This is a genomic window from Paenibacillus sp. LRG-1 (genome assembly GCF_057220305.1).
In genome coordinates this window covers 3,654,398-3,673,810 of the sequence record NZ_CM170126.1, presented here as the reverse complement: position 1 = coordinate 3,673,810, position 19,413 = coordinate 3,654,398, and the positions used below count along the sequence as shown (strand labels likewise).

Sequence of the window (19,413 nt, the reverse complement as noted above, 5' to 3'; positions counted from 1 at the left end):
AGGGTTTACTCTAATTTAAGGAGGCTGTGCGTTTCGTGGCTAAAGTTATGGACAGACTTCTGCTGTTCTTGTACAGCTTAAGTATCGGAATTATTTCCATTCTCGCCATCCTCCTCCTGAGCGGGGCCATTCCGTATGTTTTAAGTATTGAGGATGAGCGAGTGGTGTGGTTTACCAGCCTGATTATTGCAGGGGTTCTGTTGTTATTGAGTCTTCGTTTTTTTTATATCTCTATTCGACGGAACCAAACCGTACAGCATTCTATTGATCAACGAACGGAATATGGTGACATTCAGATTTCAGTGGACACCATTGAAAATTTGTGCCTCAAAGCAGCTTCCCGATTTCGCGGGATGCAGGATTTGAAAGCACGCGTTCGCGTGTTGGAATCGGGACTTGATATTACGATTCGGGCGGTTGTAGACGGGGAAAGCTCCATTCCGGTGTTAACCTCCGAGGTACAAAAGGGGGTACACGATCATGTGGAAGAAATTACAGGAATTCCTGTGTCCAATGTGTCGGTGTACATCGCTAATGTTTCTCAGTCACCCAGCTTTAAGAGTCGTGTGGAATAGAGGTGATTTTCCCTGATGCCCTGGAAAGAAATATGGGGAAGTTACAAGGGCCGGATCATGGGGATCACGGCTGGTATTTTTTTCGGTTTTATTTATTTGTGGGCAGGCTTTTGGAATATGTTGTTCTTTGCATTGATGGTGTTCATCGGATATACGCTAGGAAGACGTAGCGATTCAGCGCTTGGTTCATTCCTCCCTTGGAAGGAATGGGGCGATTGGTTGTCGCAGCGTTGGCGTCCTTTTAAATGAACCCTGTGATACGTGTTCTCCAAAATAGAGCTGTAGCTTCTTTGCGCCCAACGTTTTGGAGGATGCGTTCACAGGTTTTTTTGTGGAAATTGGTTAGAATGAAAAATAGATATAGGCAAGCGTAGGAGGCAGGGCATGAAAAGACGTCTGGCGAGGGAATTAGCGGTACAGAGTATGTACCATATGGAAATGAATGAAGTGGATGCGGCAGCAGCCGTGGACATGTTGCTTCAGGAAGCCGCTGAGGAAAACGAAGCGGAAGTTGTCGTTAAAAACGCGGCAGTGTTAAGAGCGTATGTTTTGGAGCATGTGCGGGGTACGTGGGAGCACAAGGAAGCCATTGATGGGCTGTTGGTGGATTATCTTAAAGGCTGGCAGATCAGCAGACTTTCACGTGTAGATCGTCAAATTTTGAGACTTGCGGCATATGAGATGATTTTCCGTGAGGATGTTCCAGCTAAGGTAGCTGTTAATGAAGCGATTGAATTGTCGAAGCACTTTGGTACCGAGGAATCCGGTAAATTTGTTAATGGTGTACTGGGACGAGTGATTCAAGAACTGGAGCAATTGAAAGCACGTTTTTAAGTAGAGACTACTGAATCAGGTTGGAGAGTGGATAAACATGTCAGCACCGATCATTGATGGTAAACAAATCTCTCAGGATATTCGCGCAAGCATTCAGCAAGAGGTCATTCGTCTGAAAGAGCACCGGTTTCAGCCGGGACTGGCTGTTGTATTGGTAGGCGAAGATCCCGCTTCGCAGGTATATGTTAAAAACAAGGAAAAGGCATGCCATGATCTCGGCTATTACTCAGAGGTTCACCGGTTAACAGCAGATACTTCGCAGGAAGCATTGCTGGAACTGGTGGACAAGCTGAACCATCAAAGTACTATCCATGGAATTTTGGTACAACTGCCGTTGCCAAAGCATATTCATGAAAAAGCTGTCATTAACGCGATTGCAGTGGAGAAGGATGTGGATGGATTTCATCCGGTGAACGTAGGAAATTTGGTAATCGGTGACGATAGTCTATTGCCTTGTACTCCTGCTGGAGTCATTGAGTTAATCAAGCGTGCTGGAGTGGAGATAGCTGGTAAACATGCGGTAGTTATTGGTCGCAGTAATATCGTAGGCAAGCCAGTGTCTTTATTGTTGCAGCGTGAAAATGCTACGGTTACGATGTGCCACTCCCGTACAGCGAATATCGCGGATCTAAGTCGACAAGCGGATATCTTAGTCGTTGCGATCGGCAAAGCCAACTTTATTGATGCTTCGTTCGTGAAGCCCGGAGCGGTAGTGATAGATGTGGGGATGAACCGTCTGGAGAACGGAAAGTTGGCGGGGGACGTTGATTTTGAGAGCGTGAAGCAAGTGTCTGGTCCGATTACGCCTGTTCCCGGCGGAGTAGGCCCGATGACAATTACGATGCTGATGCAAAATACGCTTGTAGCGGCCAAGCGGTCGCACGGTTTGGCATAAGGGCAGCTGCCTGTGGCTGAACAACGTATTTACTCTATAAAGGACCTGAATCGTTATATCCGGATGAAACTGGAATCGGATCAGGTGCTGTCTGATGTATGGATACGCGGGGAAATTTCTAATTTTACGCATCATTCGAGTGGTCACATGTACTTTACGCTCAAGGATGAGGGGAGTCGCATACGTTCGATTATGTTTGCAACCCATAATCAGCGGCTCCCTTTCGTACCGAAAGAAGGTACGCGTGTTATTGCCCGGGGAAACGTATCCGTGTACGAACGAGATGGACAATATCAGTTTTATGCAACTCAAATGCAGCCTGACGGCATAGGGAGCCTTTATCTGGCTTACGAACAGCTCAAGCAAAAGCTGGATGCAGAGGGACTGTTTGATACTGCTCGTAAGCGTAATCTCCCTGCCCATCCGGCAACCATTGGCGTGATTACGTCACCGACCGGAGCGGCTGTGCGTGATATTATTACGACACTTCAACGGCGATACCCGCAGGCTGGAATTGTGTTGTATCCTGTGCTCGTACAAGGAAAAGGTGCCGCACCCTCGATAATCAAGGCAATTGAAGCTATGAATCGTATGCAAGAGGTTCAGGTGATGATCGTCGGACGGGGAGGTGGCTCGTTGGAAGAACTGTGGGCTTTTAATGAGGAAGCGGTTGCGCGCGCCATTTACGCATCGGTCATTCCGGTTATTTCGGCAGTTGGACACGAAACGGATTTTACTATTGCCGATTTTGTGGCTGACTTGCGTGCGGCAACGCCAACCGCAGCAGCCGAGTTGGCTGTGCCTAATCAGGCAGAGCTACGGGATCAGCTGCTCCAACGTGAGCAACGGTTGCGCAACGCCCTCCGGCAGCGGCTGGAAACCAGCCGTGAACGCTTGGCGAGGCTTCAGCGTTCACCAGTTCTGCTGCACCCACGCCGTTATATGCTACAGCATGCAGAGCGAATGGACATGCTGCATCAGCGGCTGATTCGCGCAGCGGGTAACCGTTCGCGTTTGAACGCAGAAAAGAACGCACGTATGCGTCAGGTACTAGAGCGGTTTAATCCGCGTGAACAAATTCGTTCGGCACGCAAGCAGACGGATATGGCGCAACGTCAGCTGGAGTCTGCGATGCGTGCTATTACGAAAACGGGACGGCAGCAGTTGCACACGGGAATTCGTCAGCTGGATGCGCTGAGCCCACTCAAAGTCATGGCCCGAGGCTATAGCTTGGTATACGATGAGCAGGAGAAACGGCTAATTAAGTCGCTCAAAGACGTACAGCCGGGAGATTCCATCAAGATTAAAGTAAGTGATGGGCAGTTGGACTGCCAAGTATGGGGAATGAAGGAGGACGCGAAGCACGGTGGCGAATGAAACGGAATTGAATTTTGAAGCGGCTATGGCCGCTCTTGAAGAAATTGTCGGACAACTGGAGCATGGAGACGTTCCTCTGGAGCAAGCCATTGATTTGTTCCAGCGGGGGATGAAGCTGTCTCAGCTTTGCAGTCAGAAGCTGGAGCAGGTTGAACGTAAAATTGAAATGATCGTGGAAGAGGATGGAGATTTGCGCAAGAAGCCTTTTGGCGGTGGATTGGATGAAAACGGCGGTGAAGGGCTTGAATAGACCGTCGTTCAAGGAATATTTGACCGGGACGACGGATGTAGTTTCATCCGCACTGATCGAGCAGTTCCCGGTCGATTGGAACATTCCCGCTGTTCTTCGAGAATCCATGAATTACTCACTCACCGCAGGCGGAAAACGGCTGCGGCCTCTGCTTGTGATCGCTGCTGCTGAAGCATTCGGTGGAAGTAGGGAAGCTGCGCTGCCAGTGGCATGTGCGGTAGAAATGGTACATACGTACTCCCTCATTCATGACGACTTGCCAGCCATGGATGATGATGATTATCGGCGAGGTAAGCTGACGAATCATAAGGTATACGGCGAGGCGGTTGCTGTCCTTGCGGGTGATGCTTTGTTGACCCATGCCTTTTACAGCATTGTGCAAGCAGGACGGCGTCACGGTGTTTCATCCGATGCGCTATTGTCCATTGTCGAGGATTTGTCCGAAATGAGTGGCGCGCGGGGCATGGTAGGCGGACAGGTTGCCGATATGTCAGGCGAGCAAGGAATGACGGGGATCGAGGAACTGGAATATATCCATCTTCATAAAACTGCTGATTTGATTATTTTCTCGCTCTTGGCAGGTGGACGGATTGGTGGGGCGGACAAGAGTCAATTAGAGGCGCTTCGCCGTTTTGGACGAGACTTGGGGCTGGCTTTTCAGATACAGGACGATATACTGGACCTCATAGGCGATGAGAGCAAAATGGGTAAGAAAACGCAAAGTGATGTTGAACAGGAGAAGGTTACCTATCCGTATTTCATTGGTATGGACGCATCTTTGCAGCAGGTGGAGAAACTCACCGCATCTGCTAAAAAAGTGATAACAGAGAGCGGTATTCCCGATTCTTCTCGTTTGCTGGAGATAGCCGATTACCTGATGAAGCGTGATCATTAGTTGCCTTAGAGCTGTTTTGACTTGTCTGCGTTTAAGCACAGTCAAAAAGTGTGATATAATACTTGTTAACTTTACACACAAACTTGAAGGAAAGCGGGGAGATATGCGTGCTGCTTCCACACATAAAGCAACCAGGCGATCTGAAATCACTGTCGGTTGAGGAGTTGGCTTCTCTGGCCGAGGAAATCAGGAGCTTTTTGATTGAGAAGCTGTCCGTGACTGGGGGGCATCTGGCATCGAATCTGGGAGTGGTTGAGCTCACGATCGCCCTGCATTATTGCTATAACAGTCCGAAGGACAAGATGATTTATGACGTTGGGCACCAAGCCTACGTACACAAAATATTGACAGGGCGAATGGATCGTTTTGATACACTTCGTCAGCGTGATGGACTTTGTGGTTTTGTAAAAAGAAGCGAGAGTGAGCATGATGTTTGGGAAGCCGGTCATAGCAGCACTTCTCTGTCGGCCGCAATGGGAATGGCTTTGGCTCGAGATTTGAAGGGCGAGGACAATAAAGTCATTGCAATGATCGGAGACGGCGCGTTGACTGGGGGGATGGCCTTCGAAGCGTTGAATCATATCGGACATGAGCGCAAAAATTTAATGGTCATTCTGAATGACAACGAAATGTCCATAGCACCTAATGTGGGGGCCATGCATAATTATTTGAGTAAAATCCGCTCGGACCGTCATTATTTGCGAGCAAAAGATGAGCTGGAAGTTTTGCTGAAAAAAATACCCGCGATCGGCGGTAAACTTGCCAAATCGGCTGGCCGTGTCAAGGACAGTCTTAAATATATGATGGTGCCTGGTGTACTGTTTGAGGAACTGGGACTTACGTATCTCGGTCCAGTGGACGGGCATGATTTGCCGAAGCTAATCGAAACCTTCCAGCAGGCTGATAATGTCACTGGCCCTGTATTGGTGCATGTCGTAACCACCAAGGGCAAGGGCTATAAACCTGCAGAGGCAGATTCACACAAATGGCACGGAATCAGCCCTTACAAGATTGAATCGGGTCAGGTACTCAAAGCTGTAGGTAATCCGATGTATACGGAAATTTTCGGCCGAACGCTGATTGAGCTGGCTGAGCAGGATGAGCGCATCGTTGCGGTCACGCCTGCTATGCCTGGTGGATCAGGACTGGTACCGTTTAGTAAAGAGTTTCCTAGCCGTATGATTGACGTCGGCATTGCTGAACAGCATGCAGCTACCATGTGTGCTGCGTTGGCAATGGAAGGGCTGAAACCGGTGTTTGCGGTGTATTCGACTTTTATGCAGCGTGCTTATGACCAGATTGTGCATGATATCTGTCGTCATAATGCGAACGTAATGTTCGCGATTGACCGTGCAGGTTTTGTTGGGGCTGACGGAGAAACTCATCATGGCGTGTTTGATGTGGCATTCTTACGTCATATCCCGAATCTTGTGCTTATGATGCCAAAGGATGAGAACGAGCTACGCCATATGATGAAAACAGCGCTCGATTATGAAGACGGTCCAATTGCTTATCGTTACCCGCGTGTTAATGTGGTTGGCGTGCCGTTGGATAAAGAATTACAGGCTATTTCCATCGGCAGTTGGGAGCTCCTGCGTAAGGGTGAGGGCTTTGCTGTAATTGCATCAGGACCGATGCTCCAGGTGGCGACAGAGGCTGCGGAGGCGATGAAACGTGAAGGGTTGCAAGTGGGCGTAGTGAATGCCCGTTTCCTGAAGCCTTTGGACGAGGATATGTTGCGTGAGCTGGCTCGTCAGCATACGAAGCTGATCGTATTGGAAGAAGCTTCTGAAGCAGGAAGCTTGGGTAGCGCTGTACTGGAATTTTACGCCAAAGCCGAAATACAAGAGGCGCAGGTGCGCCTAATGGGGATTCCCGATCTGTTCGTGGAGCATGGCTCCATTAAAGAGCAGCGTGCTGAAGTAGGGCTTACCATTGAAGATGTATGCTTAAAGCTGCGTAAATGGGCTGCTGAACCAGCATATGGCATGGGACAGTCCGTATAGGGTAACTTGAAGCGAAGACCATGACGTTTATAAAAAGTATGACAAGAGCAGCCTGGCTGCCTAAAGGGAGATTAACATGTCTGTTCCGAAGGAACGCATTGATGTATTACTTGTAGAACAAGGCTTTTTTGAAAGCCGTGAAAAAGCTAAAGCTGCGATTATGGCTGGTCTAGTGCTGGCGGACAGCGAACGGATAGAGAAAGCGGGTATGAAGGTACCACGCGCCAGCGAGCTTAAAGTTAAGGGTTCGGTGCATCCGTATGTAAGCCGTGGAGGATTAAAGCTAGAGAAGGCCATTCGTCAATTTGAGCTGGATATGAAGGGCAGGACAATGCTGGATATTGGTTCGTCCACTGGAGGTTTTACGGATTGTGCACTTCAGCATGGAGCGGAATACGTATACGCCATTGATGTGGGTTATAATCAGCTGGATTGGTCGCTTCGTAATGATGAACGAGTATGCGTAATGGAAAAAACGAATTTCAGATATATGACACCTGCGGATTTGAATGGTTCTGTCCCGAATTTCGCAAGTATTGACGTTTCGTTTATTTCATTACGTATTATTTTGCCCCCGTTGCTTGCCTTATTGCATCAACCTGCTGATATTGTAGCTCTAATCAAGCCGCAATTCGAAGCTGGACGCGAAAAGGTCGGAAAATCCGGTGTGGTCCGTGATCCTGCTACGCATAAAGAAGTGTTGCAGACCATTCTGATGTTTGCGCATGAGCTTGGACTTACGCTGCAAGGTTTGGCTTATTCGCCTATTACAGGTGGAGAAGGCAATATTGAATTTTTAGCGCATTGGCGTTTGGATGGGCTTCCTGCTGCAGAATCGCAGCTGGAGAAGATGGATTTCAGACCACTAATTGAACGTACTGTTCAGGAAGCAGGGCAGACTTTTAATAATGGTCCATCGCGTAAGTAACATTCAGGGGTTCTCCATGAGTTCTGTGAACTTAAGGGAACCTCTTTTTGGTGTGAGGGATTGATTATAGAACTCACGTTCGCCTATAATGAGATGTACAAAGGAAAAGGAATTTTACATCTTGTCCTAGAATATGTCCATGAGGTGATCGGTCCATGGACACAAGATATGATACGATTATCATCGCTGTAATCGGGGTGATATTAGGGATATGGGCTTTATATAGCCTGCGTGCCTGGTTGAAGGAGCCAGGGCCGCTTGTGCTAAAGACAATACCGATTAACGAGGATTTGGATGAAGGGCCTGCTATAGATATACTCGAAGAAGCAGGTTATGAAGTAGTGGGTGGGAAAATGAAAATACCGCTTGCTTTTAAAGTGAATGGACATACCGTGTATAGCCGTTTGTTTATAGACTACGTGGCTGTACGAAACGGTTCGACATATATGGTCAAAACGTCACGCCGCAAGAAACCAATGGAGTGGAGTGGTCCTGATTTACGGGACAGGCTCATGCCGTATTTGTTGCTCTATCCGGGTTGCGCGGGTGTATTGTACGTTGATACGGACGAGCGAAGTATTCGCCTTATTACATTAGTGGAAGACCTCGAAGAAGAGGAATATGAAGGTTAATCCATAGGAGGATTATATGAAGGGTCAACGACATATTAAAATTAGGGAAATTATTTCACAACATGAGATTGAGACGCAGGATGATCTGGTTGAAGCATTGCGTAAGGCTGGTTTTCAGGTCACACAGGCGACCGTATCGCGTGATATCAAGGAGCTGCTGCTGATCAAGGTTCCAATGGACGATGGCAGATATAAATATTCAATGCCTTCAGATCAGCGCTACAATCCGGCCCAGAAACTGAAACGTACGTTGGTCGATAACTTTTTGCATATTGACTACACAACCAATCTGATTGTGATGAAGTGTCTGCCGGGAACAGCCAACTCGATTGCTGCTTTATTGGACAATATTGAATGGTCCGAGATTATGGGTACGATTAGCGGAGATGACACCATTTTGATTATTTGCCGATCGGAAGAAAACAGCGAAGCTATCGTGAATCGTCTTATGGGCTACATTTCCTAATTATAATGGCTACGCATATTAGGCGTTTTAATTTGTACATCATAGAGGTGAAAGAACGATGCTGGTCACTTTGTCTATACGGAATTTGGCGGTCGTAGAGGCCGTCGATGTTCATTTTTATAAAGGGTTTCATGTCTTGAGCGGGGAAACAGGTGCTGGTAAATCCATTATTATCGATGCGCTTGGGCTGATTGCAGGCGGTAGGGGCTCTGCTGATCTAGTACGTTACGGTTGTGATAAAGCAGAGATGGAAGCCTTGTTTGAGCTGCCGGTAAAACATCCAGTTTGGAAAACACTTGAGGAACAAGGGATTAAGGCCAATGCGGAGGAGCATTTGCTGATTCGTCGCGAACTTACGGTTCAGGGGAAAAGCTCTTCTCGAATTAACGGCCAGATGGTTAATTTAACGATGCTGCGTGAGGTAGGTGAGCAGCTCGTCAATATCCACGGGCAACATGAGCATCAAAGCCTGCTACGTGCAGATCGCCATCTGGCGCTTCTGGATACGTTCGGTGATTCGGTGATCGGTCCAGTCAAAACGCTTTACCGTGAGCGTTACAATGCTTTTGTCAAAGCGGAAAAAGAAGTAAGAGAACTGCAAAGCTCCAGTCAAAAGGCTTATCAGCTTTTGGATATGTACCGATTTCAATTAGAAGAGATCGCTGCGGCGGAGTTGAAATTGGGAGAAGATGAATTATTGGCAGAGGAACGGGTCAAGCTATCCCATAGTGAGAAAATGATGGATGGGATATCAGGAGCATACGAACTGCTAAGCGGCAGAGGTGGGCTGGATACGATCAATAACGTATTGTCCAGATTGAACGATGTCCAAAGCTATGACAGCAAAAGCCTTCAGCCTATTGCGGAGCAGATTCAGTCTGCTTTTTACCAGTTAGAGGACGCAGCATTCCAATTACGTTCTTATCGTGAGGATATTGAATTTAATCCAGGCAAGCTGCATGAAGTGGAGCAACGTTTGAATCAAATTACCGGATTACAGCGAAAATATGGTGATAGTATAGAGCAGATTTTGGAATACTATAGCCGTATTGAGCAGGAAACCGATCTGCTGGAAAATAAAGATGAGCGGCTGGAGCAGCTCATTGCAAAACGGGATGAGTTGCTTTCCGATTTGCTGGAGATTTCGGAAGAGCTTACAGAAGCACGTGAAATTTGTGCTGAAGAGCTTGCAGAGCAAGTGGAGCAGGAGTTAAAAGACCTGCAGATGGAAAGAACGTCACTCAAGGTGCGCATTGATCCAATTGAAGATCCACGCGGATATGAGTATAAAGGTCTGAAGGTAAGACCTACCAAGCAAGGCATAGATAATGCGGAATTTCTTATTTCCCCCAATCCAGGTGAGCCACTACGTCCACTTGGTAAGATCGCTTCAGGCGGTGAGCTATCACGTATCATGTTGGCGATGAAAAGTATTTTTGCGCGTCATGATCAAATTCCAGTACTCATTTTTGACGAGGTGGATACCGGGGTGAGTGGTCGTGCAGCTCAATCCATTGCCGAGAAGCTATATCGTTTATCTTCCGTTTGTCAGGTGTTTTCCATTACTCATTTGCCACAGGTGGCATGTATGGCAGATCATCAGTACCTTATTGAGAAAAATGTTCATGATGGACGGACCATGACTCAAATTGAGGGACTTACGGAGGACGGGCGTGTCAAGGAATTGGCACGGATGCTGGGCGGCGTGGAAATTACCGAAAAAACATTGCATCACGCACAGGAAATGCTGAATTTGGCGGAAGGAAAGAAAGCCTGAAAAGAGCGGCTGGCGTAATGTTTAACAGTTATAAAAGCCTGGGGGCAAGGTTACCTTATAGGTACGCAATTGGCGACCACCTTTACTCGTCAAGCGAAAGAAGCAAAGGGAGCGTGACAGCCATTGAATTTTTACTCCAGGATCAAATTGCTCGGTCTTTTGCTTGTTTTTCTTATGTGTTCTATCGGTAACGCTCAGTATGTGCAAGCAGCGCTGCCTCCACAAGCTTCTTTGGATTTGTTCGGCTCTAAAAGCATGAGGACAACCCAAGAAAGTGTAGTCCCCGATTTAAAAGTATACCCGGGGGGGCAGACGATTGGGGTCAAAGTAAAATCTTCAGGAGTGCTTGTCGTCGGTCACCATATCATTCAGGAAAGTAATGATCGTAAGGTGTCACCTGGTGAAACAGCAGGGATTCGCCTAGGGGATCGAATTACACACATGAACGGCAAGCCACTCAATAGCCTGGCAAGGGTTGCTGAGGCAGTAGACGAAGCAGGTAAGAACAAAAAACCGCTCGACATCACGCTTTGTCGAGGGGAGCAGACCATTTCCACCAAGTTAACACCAGCATATGATCAAGATGATAAAGCGTGGCGGCTTGGGTTGTATATTAGAGACTCGGCTGCAGGTGTAGGTACATTAACGTTTTACGCACCCGACCAGGGTGTATACGGGGCCTTGGGCCACGTAATTACCGATATGAATACCCAAACCCCTATTGTCGTGGGGAGCGGAGAGATTGTGCAATCCAATGTGACGTCAATTGCGAAAAGCCAAAGTGGGGAACCAGGAGAAAAACGCGCTCATTTTCTCAAAGATCATCGGGTATTAGGAAATATTGAACGAAATACGAATTTCGGAATTTTTGGGAAAATGTCAGATGAGCCGCAATATGGATTGTATTCGACTCCTATTCCAGTGGCTCTTGCGAATGAAGTAAAAGAAGGACCGGCAGAAATTTTAACTGTGCTGGAAGGTCAACAAATTCAGCGGTTTCAGGCGGAAATTGTACACATCTCTCAGCAGGACAAACCAGCAACCAAAGGACTTGTGATACGCATTGTAGATCCAAAGCTACTGGATAAGACCGGAGGAATCGTGCAAGGAATGAGCGGTAGTCCGATTATCCAAAATGGTAAGCTTATCGGGGCTGTGACACATGTATTTGTGAATGATCCTAAATCAGGTTACGGTTGTTTTATCGAATGGATGCTGCGCGATGCAGGAATCATGCAGAATAACGTAAGCTTGAAATCATCTTCTAATCTTAAGGCGAGCTAGTGGCCTTAAGATTTTTTTGTCGAAAAGCAGAGGAATAACTCATAATTGCAAGATAAAGAATCAATTATAATAGAAACTCTAAAAAAAATAAATAAAAATAATTTTCGACAGAAGGAATTCATAATTCGATGTCGAAATCATATACTCCGACAAGAAATATTTATATACTGTAAACAGATATCACAATGGAATATCACTCAATGAGGAGGAAGTACATTGCAAAAAATTGAGGTATTGTTGGCTGATGACAACCGGGAATTTACGAATTTGCTTGCTGAATATATTTCCGATCAGGAGGATATGGAAGTTACAGGAATCGCCTATAACGGCGAAGAAGTGCTCCAACGCATCGCAGAATCCCGCAACATACCTGATGTACTTATTTTAGATATTATTATGCCTCACCTGGATGGTCTCGGTGTGTTGGAGCGTTTGAGAGAAATGAACCTGACTCCACAGCCGAAAATCATTATGCTGACTGCATTCGGTCAAGAAAATATTACACAAAGGGCCGTACAGCTCGGGGCATCTTATTATATTTTGAAGCCGTTTGACATGGAAGTGCTGGCTAACCGTGTTCGCCAATTGGTGGGACCGCAGTTAGTTAGCAGCAGTCCGGTGACCATTTCATCCATGCGGTCCAACGTAGTACCTATGGGTAAGACGAAAAACCTGGATGCCAGTATCACAGCCATCATACATGAAATTGGTGTACCAGCTCACATCAAGGGCTATCAATATTTACGTGAAGCCATTACGATGGTGTACAATAATATCGAAATTTTGGGAGCCATCACCAAAACATTATATCCGGCAATCGCCGAGAAGTTCAAAACGACGGCATCTCGCGTAGAACGCGCCATTCGTCATGCTATCGAGGTAGCATGGACCCGTGGAAATATCGACAGCATTTCACACCTGTTCGGTTACACCATTAATATCAGTAAGTCCAAACCAACCAATAGTGAATTCATAGCGATGGTGGCAGATAAGCTGCGGATTGAGAATAAGGTGTCCTGAAAGAGTCAGAATAATTGATGAAGCAAGGGATTTTTGTGGTTTGACGTTTATCAATGATAATTGCAGGGATGGCTTCTAATCTCCAAAACAGCCGCCCAGATTACCGATAAACTTCTGAATAGTAGAAAACTAATACCGCCTTTTTATTGGTTCTTTCAAGAACCAGTAAAGGAGCGGTATTTTTTGTGAACGATTTTCAATTTCAACTGGACAATTTAAAGTTTTCTTCAATTATCGTCATTTCATTGCTATCAGTCGTCGTTCTACCAAGGGAGAGGGTTGGAATTGTTATTGAACTATTGCTTGATCGACAAGCTCTATAAGAAATATAATTAAGACAATCTTTCAAATGAGGTGAATCGGATGTCATTCCGTATTGTTCGAGGTATTTAGTTTCCGGGCTGGAAAAAACGCGTACCAGCCGTCAAGGGAGAAGTCTATCCTTTTGGCTACAAAAACTAAAATTCTGAATGATATCGGTGCTAACCCGTAGTTTTTATCCTTAATTGGAAGGTGGAAGAAAAATGAATTCAATAGAATATAAAGAGTTTTATGATAAGGTTGGAAAAATCAACGGATGGGATTTCAGCAATGTGAAATGTATCTCCAAAGGAGTAAAATGGGACTTCTACAATGAAGTGGCGAAGACATGCAAGAAGTCGGATATATTGCTTGATATCGGTACTGGCGGCGGGGAAGCAATTTTATCAATAGCAGATTCTGCATTACTTCTAGTTGGGATTGACCATTCCACCGGAATGATTGAAACAGCAACCAAGAATTCTGCTGAATCAGACATAGCAAATGTTCGTTTTCTCCAGATGGATGCTGAAAATCTAAATTTTCCTGAGAACTTCTTTAATGTAATCTCTTCTCGACATTCATGTTTTTATGCAAAAGAAATAGCAAAGGTGTTAGTAAAGGGTGGTATGTTCCTGACACAGCAAGTAAGCGAAAACGACAAATTAAATATTAAAGAAGCGTTTGGAAGAGGACAGGCATGGGGTGCTAAGAAAGACTCGTTAAAAGCTAAATATATTACCGAATTAAGTGATGCGGGCTTTAACGATATACAGTCATTTGAATTCAATGCAAACGAATATTATCAGACTCCTGCAGACTTAATATTCCTCTTGAAACACACTCCAATTATTCCTAACTTCGGAGAAAAAGAAATTGATTTTCAAATACTCCAACAATTTATTGTGGACAATCAAACCGAAATAGGAATAAGAACAAATTCAGAACGATTTATGGTGATTGCTAGGAAGTAAAACATAAAGGGATACCCGTTTCTGGGTATCCTTTTTTTAGAACTTATAAGTTTGATGGAATAAGTGAATAAAGATTTTCAGCATCTCCCTCGCTATATGACGATACAATTGTTGGGGATTCTAAAACATAATGCTCTCCACGAGGTTATAAAATAAACCTGAATCAGTTGCACCAACCATCACGAAGGGAAATTTTCCTTTTGTAAACAGTTCTGAAATTCTCTTTAATTTTGATATAAACAAAGTGTCGTTTCTTGTCGATATAGTATCTAATATAAAGAGAACTGAGGAGCGAATATATGAAATTTAACATTCGAACAAAATTGATATTGGGTTTTCTTGCGGTAATAATCCTGCTGATCGTGATTAGTACAGTATCTATCTCAAAAATGAAAAACCTAGGTGACACTTCGATGGCAATTGATAGCCATTGGATGCCAAGTGTGACCATACTGGGAACACTAAATGGTGATGTATCTGATGTAGAGCGGATTTCATTAAACATTATTGTAGAACGTGACCCAGAGGAAATGGAGAAGGTTCAGGGTGAATATGATAAGGTTTTAAAAAAGGTTGAGGAAGGCCGAAAAACATACGAAAAATTAATTGCTACCCCTAAAGAACGTGAAATGTATGAAGAATTCTCCAAAAATTATACGGAGTATTTGGCTAAGTTGCCTGAAGTGATCGAAGCAGGTAAAGCTAATGATTATGCTCAATCAAGCATCCTTCATCAAGAGTCCTATAAGTTATGGTATAGTTCAAACGATATGATCAGTCAGCTCATTAAATTGAATGCAGATGGATCTAAACAGACTACGAAAGAAGCTGTTGACAACTTTATTTCAGGGAGACAATTGGTCATCGTTTTGAGTATAGCAGCCGTTATATTAGCATTGATCATGGCAATCATCATAGCCCAAATTATTTCTAAACCTATCTTGCGGATCAGTCGTGCTGCTGAAAGTATTGCATCGGGTGATCTTACAAGTGAAGCTATCATTGTGAAGGGCAAGGACGAGATCAGTACGTTGGCACATTCCTTCAATGTCATGGTTGAGAACCTTCGTCAACTGATTCAATCTGTGAGTAAGACGACTGAGTTGGTAACCACTTCCTCAGAAGAATTGACGGCCAGCGCAGAGCAAAATAGCCAAGCTTCTGCACAAATAACCGAAACGGTGCAAGAAGTAGCTACTGGAACAGGAGACCAGGTAGATATGGTGACGAAATCGTCCCAAGCTATTGAGGAAATGTCTATCGGTGTTGAGCAAATCGCCATCCGCGCGCAAAATGTATTCGCATCTGCGCAAGATGCGGCCCATAAATCGGCTGAAGGTAACCAGATGATTCAACAGGCAGTTACGCAGATGAATGCCGTGAATGATTCGATGAATGGATTGGCAGATCTCATGGCTGGATTGGGAGAGCGCTCAGACGAAATTGGCAAGATCATTGATGTTATCACCAATATTTCTAGTCAGACCAACCTTCTTGCCTTGAACGCTGCGATTGAAGCGGCCCGTGCAGGAGAACATGGTCGCGGATTTGCTGTAGTTGCAGGCGAAGTTCGCAAGTTGGCTGAACAATCGGCTCATTCAGCTCAACAAATTACGGAGCTAGTGGGATTGATTCAAAAGGATACTACCCATGCTATTGAGGCGGTAGCGTCTAACGGGAAGGATGTCATGACAGGTCGTGAAGTTGTACAAAATGCAGGCGCATCCTTTGAACTAATTCAGGAAACCGTAAATAAAGTGGCCAGTGAAATTGAAGAGGTTTCTGCCGGATCAGAACAAATGTCTGCAAGTACAGATGAGATTGTTGGTTTTGTCAGACAAATTTCAGCGATTGCTGAGGAAGCCGCAGCAGGGACACAACACGTATCTGCCGCAACTCAGGAACAGCTGGCGTCCATGGAGGAAATTGCTTCATCTGCAAGAAACCTGTCTACGATGGCAGAGGATCTGCAAGGGCAAATTGGTAAATTCAAAGTATAATTCGTATACTGCTTTTTATGTTTAAGAGGAACTAGCTGCTCTATTGTGAGCGGCTTTTTTCTTTTTTATTAATATATTGTGATTAAAGGGTGTAGATATGAGGAATCTGTAATTGGAAAGATATGATATAATGGTGGGAAATTCTTTGGGTTGGAGTGACATCATGGACAATAAGACTGAACTTAAAGCAAGTGACCTACGTCAGTTAGCGATAGAAAAAATCATAGCTACACCATTTTTGAATGATTTTAAATATCTGAAAAGCAGAAAAGTTTTGAAAAAAGAAACCAAGGAATTTATATTTGGAATTTGTTTTGGTGCGACGAAATATGGTGCATTAAAAGTTTATATTATCGTGGAATCCAAAAGAATAAAAAAGAAGTATAGTACTGGGGCTTGTTTTCACAGTGAGCTGATTGCTCTCACCAAGAAATATACGGGAAACAGGGATTACCTTGTGTCCACAGAAGCAGAAAGAGAACGGGTGATCCAAGAGATTATTGAAGATATCTACACTTTCGCGTTGCCCTTTTTCAAGCGATTTGAACATGTAGAAACACTAGCAGAACAAGTACATAAGTCAGGTTTTTTACCGCATCGCAAACGCTTTGATAAGTTTAATCCGTTGACGAAAAGATTCATTGATTTTTATTATCAAGGGGAGTAATGTAGCCATCTGGGCCATTTTTATTCTCACCATTGGGCTATGATAAGGAGAACGATCTTCATAGAGGGGATATTATCGTTTTTCAAAAGGATGATGTACAATTTGTAAAACGGGGCAATGTACTCCTTAGGAAAAGATGATTTACCTAATATGCTCAATTTCTTGCTTAGAGGCGAGTCGGATATTGCACTGGAGGGTACGTTTTTTATATGGGTAGACAATCGGATGAACAGCACAGAGGCTGTATAACGGGTATAATTTCAATGAATAAAGCTATAGGCTAAGTCATCGCATTGAACGGGCTAGTGGTATTAACCCAATTGATTCTAAAGCAAAGGCGGGGATGAGAGCATGTGGAATAGTCTGACTTGGGTGTTCTTCGGCGTGTTGTTGGTGGCGTTGGGTTGGATTGTTAAAGCAAGGCGTAGTCGCAGCAGCAACAAACAAGTGCATGAACAGCGGGGCAGTAATGTCGTTGAATTTCGTCCTCGTAAGTCCGCTCGACAATCCCGCACAGGAAATGAATCTAAGTCTAAAGTGTCTTCCGGTTCACGCGCGAATGCAAAAGCAGCAGGTATTCAGGCCCCAACTGGATTTGGACTGTCTGACTCTATCCAGGGTACAGGCAAGCAAAAATGCTCCTTTTGTAAAAAAGAAGACAAATTAACCTTCTATGCGGATGACAATGGTTCGCTGTACGGGGTGTGTAAAGAGTGTAAGCATAAGGCGGAAAGACAGGATATGTTGCCACTTTAGTTTATACAGACGATTGAGGACCATCATTAAAAAATTCTTATAATTAATAAAAACTCCCAACCGATGCAGTAAATTGGTTAGGAGTTTTTTTGTTTGTGCTTTACATTGTTATCTAATTTGCCTGTCAATCAATTCCTCAAGCGCATCTGCTATGTGATCTGGTCCATAGGATAGCTCTTCCCGGCTTAAGCTCAACCAGGCATGACGCTCATCCATATCAAAGGCAGTCTCCAGCCAACCAGATAACCCTCTGCCCCTGCGGTCTACTTCTACAAGCACATGCACACCCTCGGGTTCCAACTGCATAATCAGCTCCAGCTCCTCGATATCACGTGCATACTCTGATCCGGGCGTAAATTCAAATTCCTGTACGTACGGAACACCGCGTCCCAGCTTAGGGTGACGTTCGCAGGTGGAGGAACGGAATCGGAAGCCCAACAGGTGAACCGCCTCAAAGACTGTATTCATATAGGGATGTGGCTCGATTTTGAGTGAATCACGATCGGTTGGGTCCAAAGCCATGCCAATATCTAATGCTGTTTCCAGCCAGACGGGCTGTTTGGCGTGAGTAACAGGAGTTTCCAACGGCAATCTGAAGGAAAAAGGAATTTCAAGCTCCTGTCCTTGCTGTAGATGAAAGCCATCTGATACCTTGATCCGTGCAATGCAGCAGGTGGTGGTAGTTTTTTTATCATCGTGCTCCACGATATATTCAGTCTTGAGCTCAATGTCAATTTTGCCGATTTCCTGATCAATTTTGCCGCCTTTGATGCGCATGATGCCACTAAGTTCTTCCCCAGGCACATATACGGCTTGATCTACCAGTGTATCGACTTTAGCTGAACCGATTCCTGCGCTTGCTAAGATTTTGTTGAAAAAACTCATTATTCCGTCCCCCCAGATAACCTCATGGTCATGATATACAAACGAAAACTAAAAACTTGTACAGCTTAACCGGATATACGGGGCAATGGTTCGAATCGTTCCAAAAAAATGCAAGAAAAAAGTAACTGGTACTCACGTAGGCATATTGCAGCTTGTCGATCTATCTGTCTACTAATCGCAGTTCACTTTATGAGGAGGTATAAAGCAATTTCGACAGCGAGGCTCATAAGCCTCAGAGTCACCGATCATCACAATAGGTCCTACAGTGGAAGGTTTACCATTTACCATACGTTGCGTAAATACTGCTTCCGAGCTACCGCATACAGCGCAAAAGGAAGTCAGCTTCTCGATGTCATCCGCCATGGCGAGCAGACCACCGACATAGCCGAACTCCTTGCCCCGATAATCCAGATTCAGCCCATCGGCAATTACATGCTTGCCGCAATAAGCTAACTCTTGTACGAGCGACATAATATGACGACTGAAAAACTGGACTTCGTCAAAGGCAACCACGTCGGCATCTTTTGTTTCTTGCAAAATACGCTGAACGAGCTCATCTGTGAGTTTTCTGGGGATAGAGATAGCGGGCAGCCGATATCCGATCCGGCTTACTATTTCGTCCTCGGCATAGCGGTTATCTTCAGCGGGTTTGTAAGCGACCACTTTACGATGCCCGTATTGGATTAGTTTTTGACAGCGGCGAATCAATTCGCCGGATTTTTCACTGAACATGGGGCCTGTAATAATCGTAATTCGTCCTGTAGGCAAAGCGAATTCCCCTCTCTGTAACATGTACATAACACTGTAAAACTTCTTCTCCGAAAGAAAACGCCATTATAGATTACCATAACCAGCCGCATACAGACTAGAGAAAATATATTGTTTTTCGACA

General features: G+C 45.0%; 20 protein-coding genes. 18 read left to right on the top strand and 2 right to left on the bottom strand.

Annotated elements, in window-relative coordinates:
• Window positions 1-35 precede the first annotated feature (35 nt).
• The 18 genes from amaP (at window position 36) to ACUUJN_RS16270 (ending at window position 17,636) form a co-directional block, all read left to right on the top strand.
• Window positions 36-575, top strand: a complete 540-nt coding sequence (gene amaP, locus ACUUJN_RS16355; protein WP_013310819.1) for an alkaline shock response membrane anchor protein AmaP — start codon at window positions 36-38, stop codon at window positions 573-575.
• 15 nt (window positions 576-590) lie between these two features.
• A complete protein-coding gene (locus tag ACUUJN_RS16350) occupies window positions 591-824 on the top strand; it encodes a DUF2273 domain-containing protein (protein ID WP_023989248.1) in 234 nt (77 codons plus the stop codon).
• 135 nt (window positions 825-959) lie between these two features.
• Window positions 960-1,409, top strand: coding sequence for a transcription antitermination factor NusB (gene nusB, locus ACUUJN_RS16345; RefSeq protein ID WP_013310817.1), 450 nt, complete (start codon window positions 960-962; stop codon window positions 1,407-1,409).
• Between the two features lie 37 nt (window positions 1,410-1,446).
• A complete protein-coding gene (gene folD, locus ACUUJN_RS16340) occupies window positions 1,447-2,304 on the top strand; it encodes a bifunctional methylenetetrahydrofolate dehydrogenase/methenyltetrahydrofolate cyclohydrolase FolD (RefSeq protein ID WP_023989247.1) in 858 nt (285 codons plus the stop codon).
• A 12-nt stretch (window positions 2,305-2,316) separates the two neighbouring features.
• A complete protein-coding gene (gene xseA, locus ACUUJN_RS16335) occupies window positions 2,317-3,681 on the top strand; it encodes an exodeoxyribonuclease VII large subunit (protein WP_023989246.1) in 1,365 nt (454 codons plus the stop codon).
• On the top strand, window positions 3,671-3,931 hold the full coding sequence (xseB, locus tag ACUUJN_RS16330; RefSeq protein WP_013310814.1) for an exodeoxyribonuclease VII small subunit: 261 nt from the start codon (window positions 3,671-3,673) through the stop codon (window positions 3,929-3,931). The genes xseA and xseB overlap by 11 nt, the downstream gene beginning before the upstream one ends.
• Window positions 3,903-4,826, top strand: coding sequence for a polyprenyl synthetase family protein (locus ACUUJN_RS16325; protein ID WP_068941553.1), 924 nt, complete (start codon window positions 3,903-3,905; stop codon window positions 4,824-4,826). The genes xseB and ACUUJN_RS16325 overlap by 29 nt, the downstream gene beginning before the upstream one ends.
• A 107-nt stretch (window positions 4,827-4,933) precedes the next feature.
• Window positions 4,934-6,832: a 1-deoxy-D-xylulose-5-phosphate synthase gene (gene dxs, locus ACUUJN_RS16320; RefSeq protein ID WP_023989244.1), complete on the top strand. Its 1,899-nt coding sequence runs from the start codon at window positions 4,934-4,936 to the stop codon at window positions 6,830-6,832.
• Between the two features lie 76 nt (window positions 6,833-6,908).
• Window positions 6,909-7,760: a TlyA family RNA methyltransferase gene (locus ACUUJN_RS16315; protein ID WP_023989243.1), complete on the top strand. Its 852-nt coding sequence runs from the start codon at window positions 6,909-6,911 to the stop codon at window positions 7,758-7,760.
• Between the two features lie 155 nt (window positions 7,761-7,915).
• Window positions 7,916-8,392, top strand: a complete 477-nt coding sequence (locus ACUUJN_RS16310; protein ID WP_028540597.1) for a hypothetical protein — start codon at window positions 7,916-7,918, stop codon at window positions 8,390-8,392.
• 16 nt (window positions 8,393-8,408) lie between these two features.
• A complete protein-coding gene (gene ahrC / locus ACUUJN_RS16305) occupies window positions 8,409-8,858 on the top strand; it encodes a transcriptional regulator AhrC/ArgR (protein WP_013310809.1) in 450 nt (149 codons plus the stop codon).
• Window positions 8,859-8,916: 58 nt separating this feature from the next.
• Window positions 8,917-10,635, top strand: coding sequence for a DNA repair protein RecN (recN, locus tag ACUUJN_RS16300; RefSeq protein ID WP_023989241.1), 1,719 nt, complete (start codon window positions 8,917-8,919; stop codon window positions 10,633-10,635).
• 123 nt (window positions 10,636-10,758) lie between these two features.
• Complete coding sequence (gene spoIVB / locus ACUUJN_RS16295) at window positions 10,759-11,919, top strand: SpoIVB peptidase (RefSeq protein WP_023989240.1); 1,161 nt, start codon at window positions 10,759-10,761, stop codon at window positions 11,917-11,919.
• Window positions 11,920-12,135: 216 nt separating this feature from the next.
• Window positions 12,136-12,939 carry a sporulation transcription factor Spo0A gene (gene spo0A, locus ACUUJN_RS16290; RefSeq protein WP_023989239.1) on the top strand — a complete coding sequence of 268 codons (804 nt, stop codon included), beginning with the start codon at window positions 12,136-12,138 and terminating at the stop codon, window positions 12,937-12,939.
• A 524-nt stretch (window positions 12,940-13,463) separates the two neighbouring features.
• Window positions 13,464-14,213, top strand: a complete 750-nt coding sequence (locus ACUUJN_RS16285) for a class I SAM-dependent methyltransferase (RefSeq protein ID WP_076159521.1) — start codon at window positions 13,464-13,466, stop codon at window positions 14,211-14,213.
• Window positions 14,214-14,512: 299 nt separating this feature from the next.
• Window positions 14,513-16,213, top strand: coding sequence for a methyl-accepting chemotaxis protein (locus ACUUJN_RS16280; RefSeq protein WP_484668709.1), 1,701 nt, complete (start codon window positions 14,513-14,515; stop codon window positions 16,211-16,213).
• 163 nt (window positions 16,214-16,376) lie between these two features.
• Window positions 16,377-16,880: a hypothetical protein gene (locus ACUUJN_RS16275; RefSeq protein WP_068941656.1), complete on the top strand. Its 504-nt coding sequence runs from the start codon at window positions 16,377-16,379 to the stop codon at window positions 16,878-16,880.
• Between the two features lie 351 nt (window positions 16,881-17,231).
• Window positions 17,232-17,636 (top strand): hypothetical protein, encoded by a 405-nt coding sequence (locus ACUUJN_RS16270; protein WP_484668708.1) that lies wholly within the window; start codon window positions 17,232-17,234, stop codon window positions 17,634-17,636.
• 108 nt (window positions 17,637-17,744) lie between these two features.
• Here ACUUJN_RS16270 and ACUUJN_RS16265 read toward each other — a convergent pair whose 3' ends face one another.
• Complete coding sequence (locus tag ACUUJN_RS16265) at window positions 17,745-18,521, bottom strand: sporulation protein (protein ID WP_023989233.1); 777 nt, start codon at window positions 18,519-18,521, stop codon at window positions 17,745-17,747.
• A 171-nt stretch (window positions 18,522-18,692) separates the two neighbouring features.
• Window positions 18,693-19,289 (bottom strand): thymidine kinase, encoded by a 597-nt coding sequence (locus tag ACUUJN_RS16260; RefSeq protein ID WP_023989232.1) that lies wholly within the window; start codon window positions 19,287-19,289, stop codon window positions 18,693-18,695.
• Window positions 19,290-19,413: the final 124 nt, after the last annotated feature.

Excerpts from the sequence above, each read along its gene's own strand:
- ACUUJN_RS16275 (WP_068941656.1), top strand. The coding sequence starts at position 16,377 with ATGGACAATAAGACTGAACTTAAAGCAAGTGACCTACGTCAGTTAGCG.
- ACUUJN_RS16270 (WP_484668708.1), top strand. The coding sequence starts at position 17,232 with ATGTGGAATAGTCTGACTTGGGTGTTCTTCGGCGTGTTGTTGGTGGCG.
- recN (WP_023989241.1), top strand. The coding sequence starts at position 8,917 with ATGCTGGTCACTTTGTCTATACGGAATTTGGCGGTCGTAGAGGCCGTC.
- ACUUJN_RS16265 (WP_023989233.1), bottom strand. The coding sequence starts at position 18,521 with ATGAGTTTTTTCAACAAAATCTTAGCAAGCGCAGGAATCGGTTCAGCT.
- ACUUJN_RS16350 (WP_023989248.1), top strand. The coding sequence starts at position 591 with ATGCCCTGGAAAGAAATATGGGGAAGTTACAAGGGCCGGATCATGGGG.
- ACUUJN_RS16285 (WP_076159521.1), top strand. The coding sequence starts at position 13,464 with ATGAATTCAATAGAATATAAAGAGTTTTATGATAAGGTTGGAAAAATC.
- ACUUJN_RS16325 (WP_068941553.1), top strand. The coding sequence starts at position 3,903 with ATGAAAACGGCGGTGAAGGGCTTGAATAGACCGTCGTTCAAGGAATAT.
- ACUUJN_RS16315 (WP_023989243.1), top strand. The coding sequence starts at position 6,909 with ATGTCTGTTCCGAAGGAACGCATTGATGTATTACTTGTAGAACAAGGC.
- ACUUJN_RS16310 (WP_028540597.1), top strand. The coding sequence starts at position 7,916 with ATGGACACAAGATATGATACGATTATCATCGCTGTAATCGGGGTGATA.
- folD (WP_023989247.1), top strand. The coding sequence starts at position 1,447 with ATGTCAGCACCGATCATTGATGGTAAACAAATCTCTCAGGATATTCGC.
- ahrC (WP_013310809.1), top strand. The coding sequence starts at position 8,409 with ATGAAGGGTCAACGACATATTAAAATTAGGGAAATTATTTCACAACAT.
- ACUUJN_RS16280 (WP_484668709.1), top strand. The coding sequence starts at position 14,513 with ATGAAATTTAACATTCGAACAAAATTGATATTGGGTTTTCTTGCGGTA.
- nusB (WP_013310817.1), top strand. The coding sequence starts at position 960 with ATGAAAAGACGTCTGGCGAGGGAATTAGCGGTACAGAGTATGTACCAT.